At 69.5% G+C, this 18,312-nt stretch carries 15 protein-coding genes and 1 pseudogene; 12 read left to right on the top strand and 4 right to left on the bottom strand.

The genetic code is table 11. The features are described 5' to 3' along the window. A partial coding sequence (locus ABD154_RS11625) for a hypothetical protein (RefSeq protein WP_344251335.1) occupies nucleotides 1-277 on the top strand: 277 nt, incomplete at its 5' end. Nucleotides 278-280: 3 nt separating this feature from the next. Further along, a complete protein-coding gene (locus tag ABD154_RS11620) occupies nucleotides 281-1,903 on the top strand; it encodes a molybdopterin-dependent oxidoreductase (protein ID WP_198498283.1) in 1,623 nt (540 codons plus the stop codon). Between the two features lie 4 nt (nucleotides 1,904-1,907). Here ABD154_RS11620 and ABD154_RS11615 read toward each other — a convergent pair whose 3' ends face one another. Next, nucleotides 1,908-3,935 (bottom strand): acetoacetate--CoA ligase, encoded by a 2,028-nt coding sequence (locus tag ABD154_RS11615; RefSeq protein WP_198498284.1) that lies wholly within the window; start codon nucleotides 3,933-3,935, stop codon nucleotides 1,908-1,910. 132 nt (nucleotides 3,936-4,067) lie between these two features. On the opposite strand from ABD154_RS11615, the gene ABD154_RS11610 reads away from it, so the two are divergent. The 4 genes from ABD154_RS11610 to ABD154_RS11595 all read left to right on the top strand — a co-directional run bounded on the left by ABD154_RS11610 (nucleotide 4,068) and on the right by ABD154_RS11595 (nucleotide 7,836). Continuing rightward, nucleotides 4,068-4,352 (top strand): hypothetical protein, encoded by a 285-nt coding sequence (locus tag ABD154_RS11610; protein WP_198501039.1) that lies wholly within the window; start codon nucleotides 4,068-4,070, stop codon nucleotides 4,350-4,352. Next, nucleotides 4,349-5,887 (top strand): sodium/proline symporter, encoded by a 1,539-nt coding sequence (locus tag ABD154_RS11605; RefSeq protein ID WP_198498285.1) that lies wholly within the window; start codon nucleotides 4,349-4,351, stop codon nucleotides 5,885-5,887. Before ABD154_RS11610 ends, ABD154_RS11605 begins: the two co-directional genes overlap by 4 nt. A 205-nt stretch (nucleotides 5,888-6,092) precedes the next feature. Then, on the top strand, nucleotides 6,093-6,530 hold the full coding sequence (locus ABD154_RS11600) for a hypothetical protein (RefSeq protein WP_198498286.1): 438 nt from the start codon (nucleotides 6,093-6,095) through the stop codon (nucleotides 6,528-6,530). Nucleotides 6,531-6,687: 157 nt separating this feature from the next. After that, complete coding sequence (locus ABD154_RS11595; protein WP_198498287.1) at nucleotides 6,688-7,836, top strand: AAA family ATPase; 1,149 nt, start codon at nucleotides 6,688-6,690, stop codon at nucleotides 7,834-7,836. A gap of 81 nt (nucleotides 7,837-7,917) precedes the next feature. Here the strand turns inward: ABD154_RS11595 and ABD154_RS11590 are convergent, their stop codons facing one another. Beyond that, nucleotides 7,918-8,328 (bottom strand): VOC family protein, encoded by a 411-nt coding sequence (locus ABD154_RS11590; protein ID WP_232623537.1) that lies wholly within the window; start codon nucleotides 8,326-8,328, stop codon nucleotides 7,918-7,920. Between the two features lie 18 nt (nucleotides 8,329-8,346). Between ABD154_RS11590 and ABD154_RS11585 the strand changes: the two genes are divergently transcribed. Continuing rightward, nucleotides 8,347-9,282 (top strand): helix-turn-helix domain-containing protein, encoded by a 936-nt coding sequence (locus ABD154_RS11585; protein WP_198498288.1) that lies wholly within the window; start codon nucleotides 8,347-8,349, stop codon nucleotides 9,280-9,282. Nucleotides 9,283-9,284: 2 nt separating this feature from the next. On the opposite strand, the gene ABD154_RS11580 is transcribed toward ABD154_RS11585, so the two are convergent. Continuing rightward, nucleotides 9,285-10,847 (bottom strand): malate:quinone oxidoreductase, encoded by a 1,563-nt coding sequence (locus ABD154_RS11580; protein ID WP_198498289.1) that lies wholly within the window; start codon nucleotides 10,845-10,847, stop codon nucleotides 9,285-9,287. 108 nt (nucleotides 10,848-10,955) lie between these two features. Between ABD154_RS11580 and ABD154_RS11575 the strand changes: the two genes are divergently transcribed. Beyond that, nucleotides 10,956-11,876: a LysR family transcriptional regulator gene (locus ABD154_RS11575; protein ID WP_344251334.1), complete on the top strand. Its 921-nt coding sequence runs from the start codon at nucleotides 10,956-10,958 to the stop codon at nucleotides 11,874-11,876. On the opposite strand, the gene ABD154_RS11570 is transcribed toward ABD154_RS11575, so the two are convergent. Beyond that, nucleotides 11,873-12,793 carry a LysR family transcriptional regulator gene (locus ABD154_RS11570; protein WP_198498291.1) on the bottom strand — a complete coding sequence of 307 codons (921 nt, stop codon included), beginning with the start codon at nucleotides 12,791-12,793 and terminating at the stop codon, nucleotides 11,873-11,875. The genes ABD154_RS11575 and ABD154_RS11570 overlap by 4 nt on opposite strands. Before the next feature lie 167 nt (nucleotides 12,794-12,960). Between ABD154_RS11570 and ABD154_RS11565 the strand changes: the two genes are divergently transcribed. The 4 genes and pseudogenes from ABD154_RS11565 to ABD154_RS11550 form a co-directional block, all read left to right on the top strand. Continuing rightward, nucleotides 12,961-14,124: a PrpF domain-containing protein gene (locus tag ABD154_RS11565; RefSeq protein ID WP_344251333.1), complete on the top strand. Its 1,164-nt coding sequence runs from the start codon at nucleotides 12,961-12,963 to the stop codon at nucleotides 14,122-14,124. 183 nt (nucleotides 14,125-14,307) lie between these two features. Next, nucleotides 14,308-15,675 (top strand): SLC13 family permease, encoded by a 1,368-nt coding sequence (locus ABD154_RS11560; RefSeq protein WP_198498293.1) that lies wholly within the window; start codon nucleotides 14,308-14,310, stop codon nucleotides 15,673-15,675. Nucleotides 15,676-15,901: 226 nt separating this feature from the next. Then, entirely contained in the window at nucleotides 15,902-17,035 is a 1,134-nt protein-coding gene (locus ABD154_RS11555) for a metallophosphoesterase family protein (protein WP_198498294.1), read from the top strand. Next, a pseudogene (locus ABD154_RS11550) lies at nucleotides 17,032-18,312 on the top strand (AAA family ATPase); the annotation flags it as partial. The gene ABD154_RS11555 and the pseudogene ABD154_RS11550, both read left to right, overlap by 4 nt.

The raw sequence follows: 18,312 nt of genomic DNA, 5'->3' as shown, positions 1-18,312 counted from the left end.
CATCATCGGCCTCACCCCCACCCAGCTCGTGCAGGTCGGGGAGTCCGCGGCGGGGACGCGGAGGCAGACCATCGCCGAGGCGCTCGCGGAGTTCTCGCGGATCGGCTCGGCGGGGCGCCCGGTGCCCGATATCGGCGACCACAGTCTCGCCGATCAGGTCGTCGTCCTCATCGACACCGGGATCGCCGCCGCGAAGACCCTGCCGCCCGCACGGGGGCAGGAGATGCTCGAGCGTCTCCACACCGCCGCCGTCGACCTCCGTCGGAACCTGGCCTAGACCATGGCCGGCCGCCGCACGCTCGTCTTCGCCACCGCCGGCGCGGTCGCCGCCCTCGTCTACTTCGGCGCCTCCGAGTTCCTCGCCGGGGTGCTCTCGACCGCCTCGGCGCCGCTGCTCGTCTTCGGGCAGACGCTCATCCCGCTCATGCCGACGGTGCTCATCAAGGCCGCCATCGCGGTGTTCGGGACGCATGACAAACTCGCCCTCATCATCACGATCGCCGCCGTCGGCGTCATCGTCGGCGGCCTCATCGGTCTGCTCGGGCGCACCCGGCGGGGACTCTCACTCGTCCTCCTCGCCGGTCTCGGGGTCCTCCCGATCGTGCTGCTCTTCACGACGGGCGGAACGCTGCTCGACTTCGCTCCCGCGCTCGGCGGCGTGCTGCTCGGCTGCGCCGTCTACCTCGGGCTGCTGCGCCTCGGCGCTCCGGAGCCGGCCCTGGTCGCGGCCGCGCCGGAGCAGACGCACCTCGTCGGGGTCGGTCCCGGCGGGACCGGTCTGTCCGACGCGGTTCCACCTGCCGGCGCCCCGCCGACCGACGCCGGGCCGGATCGGCGGATGTTCTTCGGCATCGCCGCGGGTCTGAGCGCCCTCGGCATCGCCGCGATCGCCGCCGGGCAGTCGGCGGCGGTGCTCGCACGGAATGCGGCAGGCACGGTCACCCGGCTCGTCCTGCCGCGCCCGGCCTCCTCGGCGCCTCCGGTCCCGGACGGTGCCGAGCTCGACATCGAGGACCTCGCGCCGATCGTCACCCCGAATGCGGAGTTCTACCGCATCGACACGGCCCTCGTCCCGCCCGCGGTCGCCGCGGATTCGTGGTCGCTGCGCATCCACGGCATGGTCGACCGGGAGGTGACGGTGACGATGGAGGAGCTCCTCGGCCTCCCGCTCGAAGAGCACTATGTGACGCTGACCTGCGTGTCGAACGAGGTCGGCGGCGACCTCATCGGGAACGCGAAATGGCTGGGCTACCCGATCCGCGAACTCCTCGCCCGGGCCGGTCCGCAGGCAGGCGCGGACATGGTGCTGTCGGGATCCGATGACGGCTTCACCGCCTCGACGCCGCTCGAGGTCCTCACCGACGACCGCGCCGCCCTGCTGGCCGTGGGGATGAATGGTGAGCCCCTGCCGCGCGACCACGGCTTTCCCGCCCGCCTCGTCGTGCCCGGGCTCTACGGGTTCGTGTCTGCGACGAAATGGGTGACGAGTCTCGAGGTCACTCGGTTCGCCGACAAGCAGGCGTACTGGACGACGCGCGGCTGGTCGACCCACGGACCCGTGCTCGTGGCCTCCCGCGTCGACGTGCCCCGGGCCGGGTCGACCGTGGCGGCACAGGACGGGCGAGTCGTGACCGCGGGCATGGCGTGGGCGCAGCATTCCGGGATCGAGCAGGTGCAGGTGCGCATCGACAACGGCGACTGGAACACCGCCGAACTCAGCGAGGAGCTCACCGTCGACACGTGGCGGCAGTGGCGGTTCGTCTTCACCGGAGTCGCACCCGGGTCGCACACGGTGACTGTGCGGGCGACGGACAAGGACGGCAACGTCCAGATCTCCGACCGCAGGCCGGCGATCCCCGGCAGTGCGACGGGTCTGCACGACCGGGACTTCCGCGTCGACTAGGACATCAGCCGGTGGGGTGGCGCTGCGCGACGTCGCGGGCGACGTCGACGTACCAGTCGACGATCGTCGGGTCGACCGCGGTCGTGCGATTGACGGCCGCCGGATCACCGCCCTGGATGACGCGTTTGATCGGCACCTCCATCGTCTTGCCCGTCCGCGTCTTCGGGATGCCGGGGGCCGCGATGATCTCATCGGGCACGTAGCGCGGGGACAGGCGGGAGCGGATCGCCTCGGTGATCGCGGATCTCAGGTCAGCGTCGACCTCCGTGCCCGGGTCGGGCACGACGAACAGCGGCATGAAGTACCCGCCGCCGGGCAGTTCGGCACCGAGGACCATCGATTCGGCGACACCGGGCACCTGATCGACGACGTGGGTGATGTCGGCCGAGCCCATGCGGATGCCGCCCCGATTGATCGTCGCGTCCGACCGGCCGTGGATGACGTATCCGCCGCCGGGGATCTTCGTCGCCCAATCGCCCTGCCGCCACAGGCCCGCGAAGTCGTCGAAGTACGCCGCCCGGTACTTCGACCCGTCCGGGTCGTTCCAGAACATCACGGGCATCGAGGGCATCGGGGCGGCGATGACGAGCTCGCCGACCTCTCCCTCGACGCTCTGCCCGTCGCCGTCGACGATGCGGGCGTCGACGCCGAGGTAGGGGCCCTGCAGCTCGCCGAGCCACACGGCACCGAGCGGGTTCGACCCGAGGATGCCCGAGGCGACGTCCGTGCCGCCGGAGTCGGAGCCGACGAGCATGTCGGCTCTGATCGCCTCGTACGCCCACGTCCAGGTCTCCGCCGGCAGGGGAGAGCCGGTCGAGATGATCGTGCGCAGGGATGTGAAGTCGAGGTCGTCCTTCGGCACCGCCCCGGCGCGGGCACCGATCGAGAGGACCGCGGCCCCCGCGCAGAAGAGGGTCGCACGCTCCGCGCTGCAGATCGCCAGATGTCGATCCGGTCGCTGCCAGGTCGGGGCGCCGTCGTAGGTGATGATCGTCGCCCCGCGCATCATCGCGTCGATCATGAGGTTCCAGACCATCCACGTCGTCGAGACCGCGAAGTGGACGCGGTCGCCGGGGCGGACGTCGTACTGGAGGGCATTGGCCTTGAGCGATTCGAGGACGACCCCGCCGTGGGAGTGGACGATGCCCTTGGGCCGGCCGGTCGTGCCGGAGGAGTAGAGCACCCAGAGCGGATGGGAGAAGTCGACCCGCTCGTACTGCGGCTGCGCCTCCTCGGCGATGATCTCGCTCCAGCGTGCGCTCGGCACCGTGAGGGAGGCGGCATCTGCGTCGCTGCCGGTGACTCCGCTGGCTTCGTGGTCGCCGGCAGCCTGCTGTGTGAGGGTGTCGACGAGGATGTGGTGGCGCACGGTCGGCAGGGCCTCGAGGACGGCCGGCAGCTGGGCCAGCTGGTCGCGGTGGGTGCCGCCGAACTCATGGGAGTCGACGGTGAAGAGGACGCGCGGTTCGATCTGGGCGAAGCGGTCGGCGATGCCGTCGACCCCGAAGTCGGTGTTGACGACCGACCAGATCGCGCCGAGGCTCGCCGTCGCGAGCAGGGCGACCGGGGTCTGGACGATGGCGGGCAGCACCGCGCACACGGTGTCGCCGGGACCGACGCCGAGGCGGCGCAGATGGGCGGCGAGCGAGGCGACTTGGGCGCGCAGCTGCGCCCACGTCAGGGTCTCCCGAGCACCGGTTTCGTGGAGGCCGACGACCGCCTCGGCGTCCGGGGTCGCCTCGGCCTGCCGGAGCAGGTTCTCCGCGTAGTTGAGGGCGGCGCCGGGGAACCAGCGGGTCGCGGAGATCGAATCGCCCTCCCGGACGGGACCGGTGCCGCGCTCGCCGATGACGTCGAAGTGGGACCAGATGGCCTCCCAGAACTCATCGAGGTGGGAGACGCTCCATGCGTGGAGGTCGGCGTAGTCGCGCGTCTGAACCCCGTGGGTGTCGGCGAGCCGGGCCATGAACGCCCGGAGCTGCGAGCCCTCGATGCGCTGCGGGCTCGGCTGCCAGAGTTCGGTCCTGTCCATGCGTGACTCCCATCGGTCGGTGAAGACGGTCGTGCACGGTCCCCGACCGCAGAGGCCGTCGCACCGCGCTGAGCTCGTCCTATCTTGTCACGACGAGGGGGCGGGTGAGACGCATGCTCGGGTTGCGCGGTAGTGTCGCAGACACAGACGCGCAGCGCGGAGCACGGTCTCCACCTGCTGCGCTCCGTCCCGCATCACAAAGAGGTGGTTCTCGTGTTCGGTCTGCCGACGACGACCGTCGTCATCATCTTCGGCATCCCCGCGCTCTGGGTGATCTACACCCTCGTCTTCGTGTTCCTCTCACGCCGCTGGGGTGCTGAGGACGCTGCCGACGGCGCACCCGGTCCCCTCACCGACGGACCGGGCGGACCCACCGGCACGGTCACCCCGACGCATGGATCCGGAGACCGGTCATGAATATCGAGACGTGGTTCCTCATCATCTACTTCATCGCCATGGCCGGAATCGGCGTGTGGACGATGCGGATCGGGTCCCAGGGTTCGGAGGGGTACCTCCTCGGTGGACGCAGCCTGGGACCGGCGGTCACGGCTCTGCGACTCCAGTCCTCATCGATGTCGGGGTACATGTTCCTCGGCGCCGGGTCCCTCGGCTACACGCAGGGGTACTTCTCGCTGTGGTACGCGATGGGGGACATCGGCGGCGGGGTGCTCAACCTCTCGATCCTCGGCCGGCGGATGCGCAAGCTCTCCCAGATCCTCGGGTCGCTGACGTCGATCGGCTATCTCGAACAGAGGTACCCGTCGAAGTGGATCCGGGCGATCGCCGCCCCCATCGCCCTGTTCTGCATCTTCTTCTACGTCATGAGCCAGTTCATCGCCGGCGGTCGCGGCCTCGAGATGGTCACTGGGATTCCGTACGCGTGGGCCCTCCTCGTCGCCGTCGGCGTCATCGTCTTCTACACCTTCCTCGGCGGGTACCTCGCGGTCGCCTATACGGACTTCGTCCAGGCGATCATCATGTGCGTGGGCATGGTGTGGATCCTCATCGGCACGCTCCAGGCCGTCGGCGGGTTCACCGCCGGCAATGAGGCGGTCGGCGAGATCAACCCGAATCTGCTCACGATGTGGGGCCCCGGCGGCTACGCCGATGTCCAATGGGGCGTCATCGTCGGCGCTGTGCTCGTCTTCTCGATCGGGTACATGGGGTGGCCGCACGTCAACGTCAGCCACATGGCGATGAAGAAGCCGTCGGTGGCAAGGGCCGCGAGCCTCTACGCGACCGGATTCAACCTGCTCTTCATCCCTGCGCCCTACATCGTCGGCATCATGGCGCTCATCATCCTGCCGGGCCTCGACAATCCGGAACTCGCCGTGTTCCAGGTCGCCGACGCCGTGCTGCCGAGCTTCGCCGTCGGCATCGTCATGGCAGGCATCATGGCCGCGATCATGTCGACCGCTGATGCCCTTTTGCTGCAGTCCGGGACGATCGCCAGTCAGGACCTCTTCCAGCGCTTCATCAAACGGGACATGAGCGAGCGTGCCTCCGTGTGGGTCTCACGCTTCACAGTCCTCATCCTCGCCGCGGGCGGCTACGTTGTGGCGGTGGGCGATCCGCCCGCAGTCGCCGAGGTGGTCATCTTCTCCACGACCGTGCTCGGTGCCGCGTTCGTCCCCGTCTACGTCGCCGCCGCGTGGTGGAGGAAGGCCAATGTGCCCGGGGCGATCGCCTCGATGGTCGCAGGGACTGTGTCCTCGGTGGGGTGGCAGCTCAGCGGACTCGTCGACGTCACCGGCATCGACCCGATGGGTGTCGGGATCGTGACCTCGACGCTGGCGATCATCGTCGTCTCCCTGGCCACGCAGCGGTCTCATCCGGTGCCTGCGCACATCGTCGAAGAGCTCGAGGAGACCGCGAAGATCGGTCCGATTCCCGCACGGATGCTCACCGGGCAGAACGCTGCGCTCTCCTCCCAGGTGCCCAAGGATGCGTGATCCGATGTCGTCTGCCGACTCCGCCGACCGGCCACCCGACACTGGGTGGCGGCCCGATCTCGATGAGGTCAGGTCCGACGCGCCCGAGTCGGGTGACGGTCGTCGGTCCGCTCGAATCCTCCGGCTGACGGCCCCGGTCACCGCCGCCGAGGCGGTCGCGGTGTTCCGGCGCAAGCTCCCGGGTGCTGAGGCTGAGGCCAGAGCCGTGGCCCACCCGTTCTGGTCGATTGCGATCGACGTGCGGACTCGAGGCGTTTTCTCTCGGCAGGGAAAGTCAGCCCACGGTGGCACCGTCCACGTCCTCGTCAACGCCACGACGGGGAGCGCCGCAATTGCCGACTTCAGTCCGCGGACCGAACCGTTGACGAGTTCGGATCGGCACAGCGCTTCAGCCTGGGCCCACCTCGTCGGAGACGACGCTGGTCGGACCGACGCCGAGCGCGCGGCGCGCAACCTGGTGCGCACCAGCGTGACGCGGACCGTCAAGCTGGGCATGCGCATCGACCTCGAACAGGCGGGACAGGCCAAGTTCGTGCTCAAGCCGAATTGGGTGGTCACAGGCGCGAACTCGACGCACAGCGCGACGTTTCTCGTCGATGGTCTCGACGGGTCGCACTACATCGTGCGGGTTGCGAAGCGGTGATCGCGGGAGCGCTGATCGTCGCGACGCTCACCGGTAGTGAGGTGCGCGGAATCGGGAGCACCCGTGATGTCGGCATATACCTACGGCAAATACGGAATATACGGTAATGTACGGTCGAGAGTGAAGACCGCATCGTCACACGCACCTGGGGGTCCCGATGACCATTGTCATCCCGCCGTCGTCGGCGGCCAACGAGGAGTCGCCGTATCGGCCCGGATTCGGCACGACACCGCCTGTGGCGGTCGGTCGCCAACCGGAGGTCAACGCGTTCGCGCGGGCGCTCGATCAGCGCGGCGGCACGGGACGGACCGTGTTCGTCACCGGTCAGCGCGGTGTCGGCAAGACGGTGCTGCTCAACATCTTCGAAGACGTCGCGGAGTCACGGCAGTGGCTGACCGTCCGGGAGCAGGCGTCGCCGGGATTCGTCGACCGGCTCACGCAGGCCCGACTGCCCGAAGTGCTCGAGGCCCACGACGCCCATGAGACGACGAAGTCGAAGATCGTCGGCTTCACGCTGCCCGGCGGCGCCGGAGGTCTGACCACCCGGACGGAGACGACGAGCGCGCTGCAGCCGGACTTCCGGCACCACCTCATGTCCGTCCTCGAGATCCTCGATGCCCACGGCACCGGGCTCGTCATCGCCCTCGACGAGGTGCACCGGTCGAACATCGACGAGTTCCGGGCCGTCACCGACGCCGTGGCGTACGCGATGTCCCAGGAGGCGCCGCTCGCGTTCGTCGCCGCGGGGCTGCCGGCGAGCATCGACACGATCGTCAACGACGAGGTCTCGACCTTCCTCCGCCGGGCCGACCGGATCAACCTCGGCAGCTTCTCCGCTGAGGACACGAAGCTCGCTCTCCGGCTTCCCGCGGAGGAAGCGGGGAAGGGCTTCGACGAGGCGGCCCTCGACCTCGGGGCGCAAGTCTCGCTCGGCTACCCGTACATGGTCCAGATCATCGGGGATCTGGCCTGGCGCGCGGCGGGAGAGGCTGACCGCATCGCCCGCACCGACGTCGAATCGGTCGTCGACGAGGCCAAGCAGATCCTCATCCAGCAGATCTACGAACCGACGCTCGCCGCACTGACGCCCGGGGCGCGGAAGTACCTGGCGGCGATGGCCGACGACGAGGACATCTCGCACACCGGGGAGATCGCCGACCGCCTCGGCGCGAAGAAGCAGACCGCCAACGACTACCGCCGCATGCTCCTCGCCCACGGGGTCATCGAGGCGCCGGCGCACGGGGTCGTGCGCATCGTCATTCCGCACTTCCGGGAGTACGTGCGCGACCGCACCGGGGACCGCTGACCGCCGGGGCCCGCATCGGGCCCTCGATGTGCCGGCCGGTGCGAGCACCTGGTGATGCCCCGTCACCGAGGCGGCCGGCACTCAGCCCCAGGCCTTGGCGTCCGTGACGCAGAACGGATGACCGGCGGGGTCGAGGAGGACGACCCACGTGTCCCCGGGCTGCGGATCGGCCCGGGTGGCACCGAGCTCGACGATCTTCGCGGCCGCCGCCTCGACGTCGTCGGCGGCGAGGTCGAAGTGGAACTGCTTGCGTCCGTCGTCGGGCCAGTCCGGTCGCTGGTAGTCGGGGATCGTCCCGATGCCGAGCGCATTCGAAGGTCCGGTGAGCATCGCGTAGTTCTCGTCGGAATAGGAGATCGGCCAGCCGAGGACCGCCGACCAGAATTCGCCGAGTGACGCGGCGTCCGGAGCGTCGAGGGTGACCATCGCGAGCGCCGCGACGGGGGCCTGGGAGGTGTCGGTCGGGGTCGAGTTCGTCTCTGTGTCAGTCATGTCTGCCATTCTTGTGTCATGGACGACGGCGTCGCTAGGAAAAATCCGCCAAGTGCGGCGTCCGGCGCGCTCGCGTGCGGGCCCGCGACCCGACCGCCGGATCACTGGCTGGGACGGGTGCTGCGTCCGAGGGAGCTCCTCGACCACGCGCGCTACGCCTCCGCGGTGCCCGACGAGGCGCTCAGCCCCTGGGTGGAGCGCTACTGGTCGGTGACCTGGGACCTCGGGCCGGGGGAGCGGTACCGTGCGACGACGGTGTCGGAACCGGCGATCAACCTCACCTCCGAGTGGGGTCGGCTGCGGCGGGCCGACACACCGGGGCCGGGGATGTGGGTGACCGGTCCGGTGACGCGCACGCGCTTCGACGTCGGACTGTCCGGCACCGGTGGGGTCGTCGGAGTGAAGTTCCGCCTCGGTGGGACGCTCGCCTTCGCCCGGGAGCGACCGGCGAGCATCCGCGACACGACGGTCCCCGCGGCACAGTGGTTTCCCAGCATCGATGAGGACCTTGAGGTGCCGCAGGATCTTCGGTCTGCCGCCGAGGTGCTCGACCGCTGGCTGCTCGCGCGCGCTCCCGTGCTCACCGACGGGTACTCCCGGGTGCGTCGCGCGCTCGCCCTCATGGCCGACCCCGCGACGACGAACCTCGGCAGGCTCGCCGCGGGTATGGCGATGAGCGAGCGCAGCCTGCAGCGTCTCTTCCTCGACCACTGCGGGGTCGGCGTCAAGCGGATCCTCATCAGGGCGCGGGTCAGCGACGCGGTGGCCGCGCTCGATCGCGGTTGGGACGGACCGCTCGGTGACCTGGCGAACGAGTTGGGCTGGTTCGACCAGTCGCACTTCACCACCGACTTCCTCCGCCACACCGGCTGCCGGCCCGCCGAGTACGCGGCGGCGTCCCCGCGTCACGCACCACAGTCTGAGGTCGGCAGAGGTGAGGAGGTCCGCCCGTGAGCTCAGCGCTCTGACCCGACCGCCCGCGACGGCGACCCCAACCCGAGCGCCCGATTCGTGGCGGCAGTGCTCGACGCCACCGCCTCGGCGTCCCAGGAATCTCGGTCGAGATCGGGAATCGCCCGTCCCATCGTCGCCTTCCACCGGCGGTGCCATGCGGCCGGGAACGCGCGGCGAAGCAGGTCGACCATGATCGGCACCGCCGTCGACGCGCCGGGCGAGGCGCCGAGGAGGCCGGCGATCGACCCGTCGGCGGTCACGACGAGCTCGGTGCCCTGCTGGAGCACACCGATCCGCTGCGGGTCCGGGGTGACGAGCTGGGCGCGCTGGCCGGCGGGGACGAGCTCCCACTCGTTCTGCCTCGCCCGCGGATAGTAGCGGCGCACCTGCGCGAACTTCCGCGCCGGACTCGCGGCGAGCTGCCCGATGAGGTATCGGACGAGGCCGAGGTTCTGCAGACCGGCAGCGGCGATGACAGGGAGGTTGTCGGGACGCAGCGTCGTGAAGAAGTCACTGAGCCGGCCGTTCTTCAGCAGTTTCGTGCTGAAGGTCGCGAACGGTCCGAACAGCAGGTGCTCCTCGCCGTCGATGATGCGCTTGTCGAGGTGCGGCACGGACATCGGCGGGGCGCCGACTTCGGCCTGACCGTAGACCTTCGCGTCGTGGCGGCGGACGACGGCCGGCGTCGAACAGCGGTAGAACGCGGCCCCAACCGGCAGCACCGCATACCCTCTGACCTCGGGGATCCTCGCCTTCTGCAACAGGCGCAGAGCGTACCCGCCGGCCCCGACGAACACCGTGCCGGCGCGCAGCGAGAAGCGACGCGAACCTCCATCGGAGTCCGTCGGGCGCGCAGTGCCCGTGACGACCCAGCCATCGCCGTCGCGACGCAGCCCGGTGACCTCGTGCCCGGTGAGCACCTCGCTCGCCGCGTCGTCGCGGTCCCGCTCAGTCCCACCGGCCCCGGTGATCACCGTCGTCAGCGCCGTCGTCAGCGCTCCGAAGTCGATGTCAGTGCCCCGCGGTGACCGGGCCGCGGCCATCGGCTCGTCCCCGACCCCTCTGCCGTCCATCGTCAGCGGCGCCCAGTCGGCGATGACCGCGGGGTCCTCGGTGTACTCCATGTCGGCGAAGAGGGGATCGGTGCGCAGCGTCGCCACGCGCGTGCGCAGGTAGTCGACGTCGCGGCGGCCGAAGACGAGATTGACGTGGGCCGCGGAGTGGATGAAGTCCCGCGGATCGATGAGACCCGCCTCGGCGAGGGAGGACCACCACTGGCGGCTGAGCTGGAACTGCTCGGCGATCGCCGCGGGCCTAGTGCCGTCCTGCGGATCGGGCATGTAGTTGAGCTCGCAGAAGCCTGAGTGCCCGGTCCCGGCGTTGTTCCACGGATCGCTGCTCTCCGCGGCGATGTCGGAGGCTTTCTCGAGCATGACGATGCGCCACGTCGGTTCGAGGACGGCGAGCATCGATCCGAGTGTCGCGGACATGATGCCGCCGCCGATGAGGACGACGTCGGCAGCGGCGAGATCGGCGGTCGAGTCCGACCGTGGGCGGGTGGTCATCGTGGTCTCCTCATGGTCGAGTGTGAGAACGGGCGGTGGGTTCTCCTCCACGATGCGCTCCGGCAGAATCATCCGTCCAATGAGCAGATCGATGGGTATGATCCGAATATGGATGAATTGGTCGATGCGCTCGTCCCGCAGCTGCGGGCCCTCGTCGAACTCGCCGATCAGGACGGCCATATGACCGATGCCGCTGCCGCGCTCGGGGTTCCCCAGTCGACGATGAGCCGGCGCATCCACGGTCTCGAGCGCCACCTCGGCGTGCCGCTCATCGTGCCCGCGGGGCGCGCGGTCGTCCTCACTGAGCAGGCGCGGACCCTTGTCGCAGAGATCCGCGGGCCCCTGGCGGAGATCGGAGGGGCTGTCACCGACCTCGCCGAGGCGGCCGATCCCGACCGCGGCGTCATCCGGTTCGGCTTCCCGCTGACGATGGGCGCCGGGGTCATCCCCGACCTGCTCGCGGCCTTCAGCGCCGAGCATCCCGGCATCCGCCTCGACCTCAAGCAGGCCCACGGCGCCGTTCTCGTCGACGATCTGCGCGGTGGACTGCTCGACGCTGCGATCATCATTCCGCCGCCGCGGCAGCTGCCCCATGTGGTGCTCGCGAATCAGCTCATCGTCGCTGTCGTCCCGGCCGGACACCGCCTGGCGCACCGGAGCACCGTGTCGCTGACCGAGCTGGCCGAGGAGCGCTTCATCGCGAATCCCGAGTCCTACAACCTCCGCACCCTCACCGATGCGTGGTGCCTGCAGGCCGGCTTCGCACCCCAGGTGAAGACCGAGGTCACCGAGTTCTCGACGATCCGCGAGTTCGTCAGCAGGGGCATGGGCGTGGCTCTCCTGCCGCGCAGCGTCCGCCCCGTCGACGGCCTCGCCGAGGTGGCCCTGCGCGGTTCCGGCTATGTGCGCGAGGTCGCCCTCGTCACCGCGGTGCGCCGACCCAGTCGGGTCGTCCAACGGCTCCACGACTTCATCGTCGACCGCGCAGGGGAGTGGACGGCCGCCGACGGGATCCGCGCGAGCTCCTAGCTGCGCCACTCCTTCGACCCGCTCACCGCGCGGAACGAGCGGACGAGAGCGAGCGTCGCCGGAGACTGAACGCGTTCAGCGAGCTTGGCGAGCAGGATCCGCCGCGGAGCCGGGTTGCCGCGCAGGGCGACGACCTTGACGTCGGGCCCATGCGAGCGCACAGCCAGGCGCGGGGCGATCGCGACGCCGAGCCCGGCGGCGACCATTCCGAGGAGCTCGGGGTAGTCATAGGCCTCGAAGACGACGCGCGGCTCGAACCCGGCGTCTCGGCAGATCCGACTGAGCACCGAGGCGACCGGATGCGACGAGCGGGTGATCCACGGATCGCTCGCCACCTCCTCGAGCTCGACGATGCGGCGGCGCGCGAGTCGGTGGGTGGCCGGCAGCAGAAGCATCGTCGGCTCCTGGACCAGCGTCGTCTGGACGGGGATGTCGGCGCTGATCGGCGCCCACGGATAGTCCCACAGCGTCGCGAGGTCGACCTCCCGCCGCTCGAGCGCCTCGGCGATCCGGTCGAGTCGGTAGCTCTTGACGGTCACCTCGATGTCGGGATGGAGGTCATGGAAGTGGAGGAGGACCTTCGGCATGATCGAGGCGGCGAACGTCGGGAACGTCGCGATCCTCACCTCACCGCGATCGAGCTGCGCGAACGCCGCCATATCGTTCTTCGCCGCGGCGAGCGCATTGTCGATCGTCATCGCATGCGCGCAGAGCTTGATGCCGGCGTCGGTGAGCCGCATGCCCTTGGGGTGCCGGACGACGAGCGGAAGCCCGACCTCGCGTTCGAGTTTGCTCATCTGCTGGGAGACCGCCGAGGTCGACAGGGCCAGCTCGTCGGCGGCCGCGGAGAGGCTGCCTGTCCGATAGACGAGAAGCAGGAGGAGGAGCCGGTCGACGTTGTACGGCGCTGAACTCATGGTTTAAGCGTAGCTTAGATCAAGTGAACTAAGTATTGATTGAACTTAATCAGCACCCGTGACACCTTGATTCCCATGCACCGCTGCAGTCCCCGCACTGCAGACGAACAGCCGAACAGACAGTTGCCGGCACCGCAGCCGGGTCAAGACGAATCGAGGACATCCAGGTGGACAGCCAACTCCACGGACAGTGGTACCGAGGCGGCACATCGAAGTGCTGGCTCTTCTCCGGCGACGAGATGCCGGCCGACCGCGCGCAGATCGCACTCGCCCTCACCGCGGCCTTCGGCTCCGGTGACGACCGCCAGCTCAACGGCATCGGCGGGGCCTCCTCGACGACGTCGAAGGCGGCGATCATCTCGCCCTCGGCGATCCCCGGCATCGACATCAGCTACCTCTTCGCGCAGGTCGGCATCGGGGCGACCGCCGTCGAATTCACCTCGAACTGCGGCAACTGCGCCTCCGCCGTCGCGCTCTACGCGATCCAGAACGGACTCGTCCGCCCCACCGGGGACCGCACGAGCGTGCGCATGATCAACGAGAACACCCGGTCGGTGCTCGTCGCCGAGGTGGCCACCCCCGACCGCCGGATCCCCACCGACGGACTCGAGACCATTCCCGGCAGCGCGATGCCGGGCGTGCCCGTCAACGTCTTCTTCGAGAACGTCGACGGCGTCTCGACCGGGGAGCTCCTGCCGCTCGGCCAGGCGACGTCGAGGCTCGACGTCGGCACCCGCACGGTGACGGTCAGTGCGATCGACGCCGGGGCGCCGGCCTGCTTCATCGCGGCAGAATCGCTGGGGATGACCGGCATCGAGACCCTGCCCGAGGTGCGTCTGCGCCTGCCGGAGCTGCTCGCCGTGCGCACCGCGGCCTCCCCGGCGATGGGGCTGAGCATCGAAGGAGAGGAGGCGAGTCCGGCCGTGCCGAAGATCGGCATCGTCGCCGCCCCGCAGGACTACGTGACGACGACGGGGGAGCGGATCGCCGCCGGCGACTGCGACATCCTCGTGCGGATGGTCTCGATGTTCGATCCGCACCCGGCGATCGGCATCACCTCGGCGATCGCCATCGCCCGCGACGCCTTCGTCGAGGGCAGCCTCGTCCACGACATCCTCGGCGCCGACCACCCCGCGCACGACACCCCCACCGACGACGACCAGGAGGTGAGCATCCGCATCGGCACCCCGGCCGGTGTCGTCACCTGCCGCGTCCAGCTCGACGCAGACGGCCGAGTCACGCGCCTCGGCGTGCGGCGCGTGGCCCGGCGGATCGCCAACGCGGCCATCGACCTGCCCGACGTCGACATCGCCCTGCCGCTCGTCGGCTGAGCGGAGCACCGGCGGCGGGCGGGCCACCGAAACCCGCACGACACCTCCGCACCAGCACCATCGACACCCGTCGCACACACGGTGACCGCCACGGTCACCTCGGTGCCCAGAGCCCGGACTGTTCGGGCGGCACCCAGCGTTTTCAGGCACGATCACACTGACAATGAAGTTGGAGGACACCTCATGACCCTCGTCCAGATTCTCATCCTTGTGGTACTGGTGGTGATGTTCATCGCCGCCACGAAATGGCCGATCAACATCGGGATCATGGGGTTCGTCGGCGCCTTCGTCTTCGGCACCTTCGTCTTCGGGATGGACGACAAGGAGATCCTCGAAGAGTTCCCGGCGAGCATCGTCCTCACGATCGTCGGCGTGACGTTCTTCTTCAGCATGGCCCAGCGCAACGGGACCATCAAGATCCTCGTCGACCTCGCGGTCAGGGCGGTGCGCGGACGGCTCGGCATCGTGCCGTGGATCTTCTTCGGCATCGCCTCGATCCTCACCTCGCTCGGCACGTTCTCCCCGGCCGCCGTCGCCCTGCTCGCCCCCGCCGCCATGGGATTCAGCGCGGCCTCGGGCTACAGCGGAGTCGTCATGGGCGCGATGATCATCAACGGCGCCCACGCCGGGGCCTTCTCGCCGATCTCGGTCTCGGGCATCATCGTCCGCGACATCGCGATGGAGAACGGGTTCGAGATCAACACCGGCGCCCTCTTCCTCGCCTCCTATGTCATCAACGTCATCGTCACGATCCTCACCGTCGTCGTCATGAAGGCCCTCGGCCGGCTGCGCACCACCCCCGAACCCGAGGCCGTCACCGACGGCACGGACGACAACCTCGGCGCCGGAAGCAGCGCACCCGGCACGGGACGCGACGGCAGCGCCGGTCCCGAGCGGACCGACGGGGGCGGCGGTCTCGCCCTCAAGGCACCGGAGCGGGTGCGCACCTCGACGCTGACCCCGCAGGTGTGGCTGACCCTCGGCCTCATCGGCGTCATGGTCATCGGCGCGGTCGGCTTCGAACTGCCCATCGGCTTCCTCGGGCTCACGTGCGGTCTCGTCCTCGCGTTCACCTCGATGCACCACGCGGACACGTTCGTCTCCGGGATCTCGTGGTCGACGGTGCTCCTCGTGTCGGGAATGATCGTCTACATCAGCCTCCTGACCAAGGCCGGAGTCATCGACTCGCTGTCGACGATGGCGGTCGCGCTCGGCGTGCCGCTGCTCGTCGCCGTCGTCCTCTGCTACGTCATCGGCATCAGCTCGGCGTTCGCCTCCTCGACGGCCCTGCTCACCGCGTTCATCCCGCTCTCGATCCCGTTGCTCGAGCAGAGCGATCTCAGCGCGACCGCGGTGATGGCGGCCCTGGCGATCTCCGCGACGATCGTCGACGTCTCCCCGTTCTCGACCAACGGCGCCCTCGTCATCGCCAATGCGAAGGGCACGGCGGCGAAGACGATCTGGCGCGACCTCATCATCTACGGGGCGATCGTCGTCGCCCTCGCCCCGCTGCTCACGTGGCTGCTCCTCGTCGTCACCGGCATCATGTGACGCGCGGCCAGCGCCGTCCCCCGCGGACAGCGCAGCGCACCGGAGGGGTCCGACCGAACGGTCGGGCCCCTCCTCGCGTCCAACCACCTCGGCCATCGCACCGGTGTTCGCCGAGGCGGCGGGACATGAGTCGCGTCCGTCATGACGTGCGTCACTGTCCGTGTCAGGCCCGTCCCGTAGCCTCGTGAGCGTACATAGGATTGAGGCGAACGTGAGGAGGGGACCGATGAGATTCATCGCCACCGGGGACTGGCAGCTGGGCATGACTGCCCACTTCCTCAGCGCCGAGGCGCGCCCCCGCTACCAGCGCGCCCGGCTCGACGCGATCCGCCGGATCGGTGAGCTCGCAGCCGAGCGCGACGTCGACTTCGTCCTCGTCTGCGGAGACGTCTTCGAATCCAACCAGCTCGACCGGGCCATCGTCTCCCGCACCTTCGACGTCCTCGCCGGCTTCACGGTCCCCGTCGTCCTCCTGCCCGGCAACCACGATCCCCTCGACGCGTCCTCGATCTACGACTCCCCGTCGTTCGTCTCCCGGCAGCCGGCCGTGGTCCGGGTGCTCCGGGACTCCACCCCCACCGAGGTGGTCCCCGGCGTCGAGGTCGTCGGCGCCCCGTGGTTCTCGAAGCGACCGCTGAATGATCTCGTCGCCGCTGCCACGGAGGACCTCGCCGAGGTGCCCGCCGGGCAGGTGCGCATCATCGCCGGCCACGGTGCCGTGAGTTCGCTCGACCCCGACCGCGATTCGCTGGCGACCATCGACGAGGCGGGGCTGGAGCGGCTGCTGGGAGAGGACCGCGCGCAGTTCGTCGCCCTCGGCGACCGGCACGCCACCTACTCCGCAGCCGAGCGGATCTGGTACCCCGGGTCGCCCGAGGTCACCTCGCGGCGTGAGGACGATCCCGGCAACGTCCTCCTCGTCGACATCGACGCCCAGACGCACGCCGTCGACGTCGAGAAGATCCCCGTCGGGCAGTGGGCGTTCACGGTCATCGAGGCCGACGTCGACTCCGATGATGATGTCGCGGCCCTGGAGACCCGCCTCGGGGAGATCCCGGAGAAGGATCGCACCGCGGTGTGGCTCATCCTCCGCGGCACCCTGTCGACGGCGGCGAAGGCCCGGCTCGACGAGGTGCTCGACCATGCCGGGGATCTCTTCGCGCTCGTGTCCGTGTGGGAGCGGCATTCGGACATCGCCGTGGTCGCCGCCGATGAGGACTTCGCCGGTCTCGGGCTGAGCGGGTACCTTGAGGATTCGCTCGACGAGCTCGCCGCACGCGCCACCGCGGAGGACCCCGCGGCGGCCACGGCGCAGGACGCTCTGGGCCTCCTCTACCGATTCGCGAGGAGCGGAGCATGAGACTGCACTCGATCAGACTGCAGAACTATCGCGGCATCACCGACGCGACCGTGGAGTTCTCTGCCGGTGTGACGATCGTCGAGGGCCCCAACGAAGTGGGCAAGTCCTCGATCCACGAGGCGATCACCCACCTGCGGGAGGACAAGGCGAGTTCGAAGAAGGCGAGCATCAAAGACCTCCAGCCCATCGGCGTCGACGCCGGTCCCGAGGTCGAACTCCACCTGACCAGCGGCGACATCGAGATGACGTACGCGAAGCGGTGGCTGCGCGGCCCGTCGACGACGCTGTCGATCCTCCGGCCGCACCCCGAGCAGCTCTCCGGCGATGAGGCCCATGAGCGCTTCGCGGCGATCCTCGCCGACACCGTCGACGTCGACCTCCTCGTCGCCCTCGACGTCGCGCAGGGAGAGAGCCTCGCACAGGCGCCGATGGCCCAGATCAGTGCCCTGCAGTCGGCGCTCGGAGAGACGGGCGTCGAGGTCGCCGACCACGATGCGTTCCTCGAGAGGGTCGACGTCGAATACGCGAAGCACTTCACGAAGTCGGGCCGACCGACGGGGGAGTACGGTGAGCTGCAGAAGGCGGTGCCCCTGGCGGCCGAAGCACTCGCGTCCCTCGTCGACCGCAGCGAGAACCTTGACGCGCTCGTCGACCGGCATGCGCGGGCAACGGCCCGACTCGAGTCCGTCCGCGATGGTCTGGCCCGGGCGCTGAGTGAGCGTGAGGACGCCGACGCCGCGTTCGCCGCTGTCGCCGAGCTGCGCACCGCGGTCGACGCGGCCGAGGAGCGCACCGAGGCGGCTCGTCGGGAGGCCGCGCTCGCCGCCGATGCGGTGGAGCGGCGCACGACTCTCCTCGCCGAGGCCACCGCCGCCGAGACAGCGGTCGAGACAGCGCAGACCGCTGCGAGCGATCTCGAATCCTCGCACGCGCAGCGCGATGCGGCGTTCGAGGCCGCCCAGCAGCTCCTCGGTGAGCGGCGGACCGCGCTGGACGATGCCCGGGAGCGGACGAAGCGTGCCTCCCGCGATGTGGCACGTGCGAGGGCTCGCGGTGAGGTCACCTCCCTGCGGGCACGACTCGACGAGATCCGGACGCTCGAGGACACCCGGAACCGGGCACGCGCCGTCGTCGGATCGATCGCGGTTACGACCGCCGACGTCGACCGGCTCGTCGGACTCGACACCGAGGTGCGCATCGCGAGCGGTGCGAAGCGGTCGGCCGCTGCGCAGGTGCGGGTCACCCGCCTCGGTGAGACCCCCATCGCCGTCGACGGC

It is taken from the genome of Brevibacterium sanguinis (assembly GCF_039528855.1).
In the GTDB taxonomy this organism is placed as follows: Bacteria; Actinomycetota; Actinomycetes; order Actinomycetales; family Brevibacteriaceae; genus Brevibacterium; species Brevibacterium sanguinis.
This window is presented reverse-complemented; position numbering and strand designations above follow the sequence as displayed.

Coding starts and splice junctions, on each gene's coding strand:
- ABD154_RS11580 (WP_198498289.1), bottom strand. CDS start 10,847: ATGACCACCCGCCCACGGTCGGACTCGACCGCCGATCTCGCCGCTGCC.
- ABD154_RS11555 (WP_198498294.1), top strand. CDS start 15,902: ATGAGATTCATCGCCACCGGGGACTGGCAGCTGGGCATGACTGCCCAC.
- ABD154_RS11585 (WP_198498288.1), top strand. CDS start 8,347: ATGGACGACGGCGTCGCTAGGAAAAATCCGCCAAGTGCGGCGTCCGGC.
- ABD154_RS11590 (WP_232623537.1), bottom strand. CDS start 8,328: ATGACTGACACAGAGACGAACTCGACCCCGACCGACACCTCCCAGGCC.
- ABD154_RS11570 (WP_198498291.1), bottom strand. CDS start 12,793: ATGAGTTCAGCGCCGTACAACGTCGACCGGCTCCTCCTCCTGCTTCTC.
- ABD154_RS11605 (WP_198498285.1), top strand. CDS start 4,349: ATGAATATCGAGACGTGGTTCCTCATCATCTACTTCATCGCCATGGCC.
- ABD154_RS11620 (WP_198498283.1), top strand. CDS start 281: ATGGCCGGCCGCCGCACGCTCGTCTTCGCCACCGCCGGCGCGGTCGCC.
- ABD154_RS11560 (WP_198498293.1), top strand. CDS start 14,308: ATGACCCTCGTCCAGATTCTCATCCTTGTGGTACTGGTGGTGATGTTC.
- ABD154_RS11575 (WP_344251334.1), top strand. CDS start 10,956: ATGGATGAATTGGTCGATGCGCTCGTCCCGCAGCTGCGGGCCCTCGTC.
- ABD154_RS11595 (WP_198498287.1), top strand. CDS start 6,688: ATGACCATTGTCATCCCGCCGTCGTCGGCGGCCAACGAGGAGTCGCCG.
- ABD154_RS11615 (WP_198498284.1), bottom strand. CDS start 3,935: ATGGACAGGACCGAACTCTGGCAGCCGAGCCCGCAGCGCATCGAGGGC.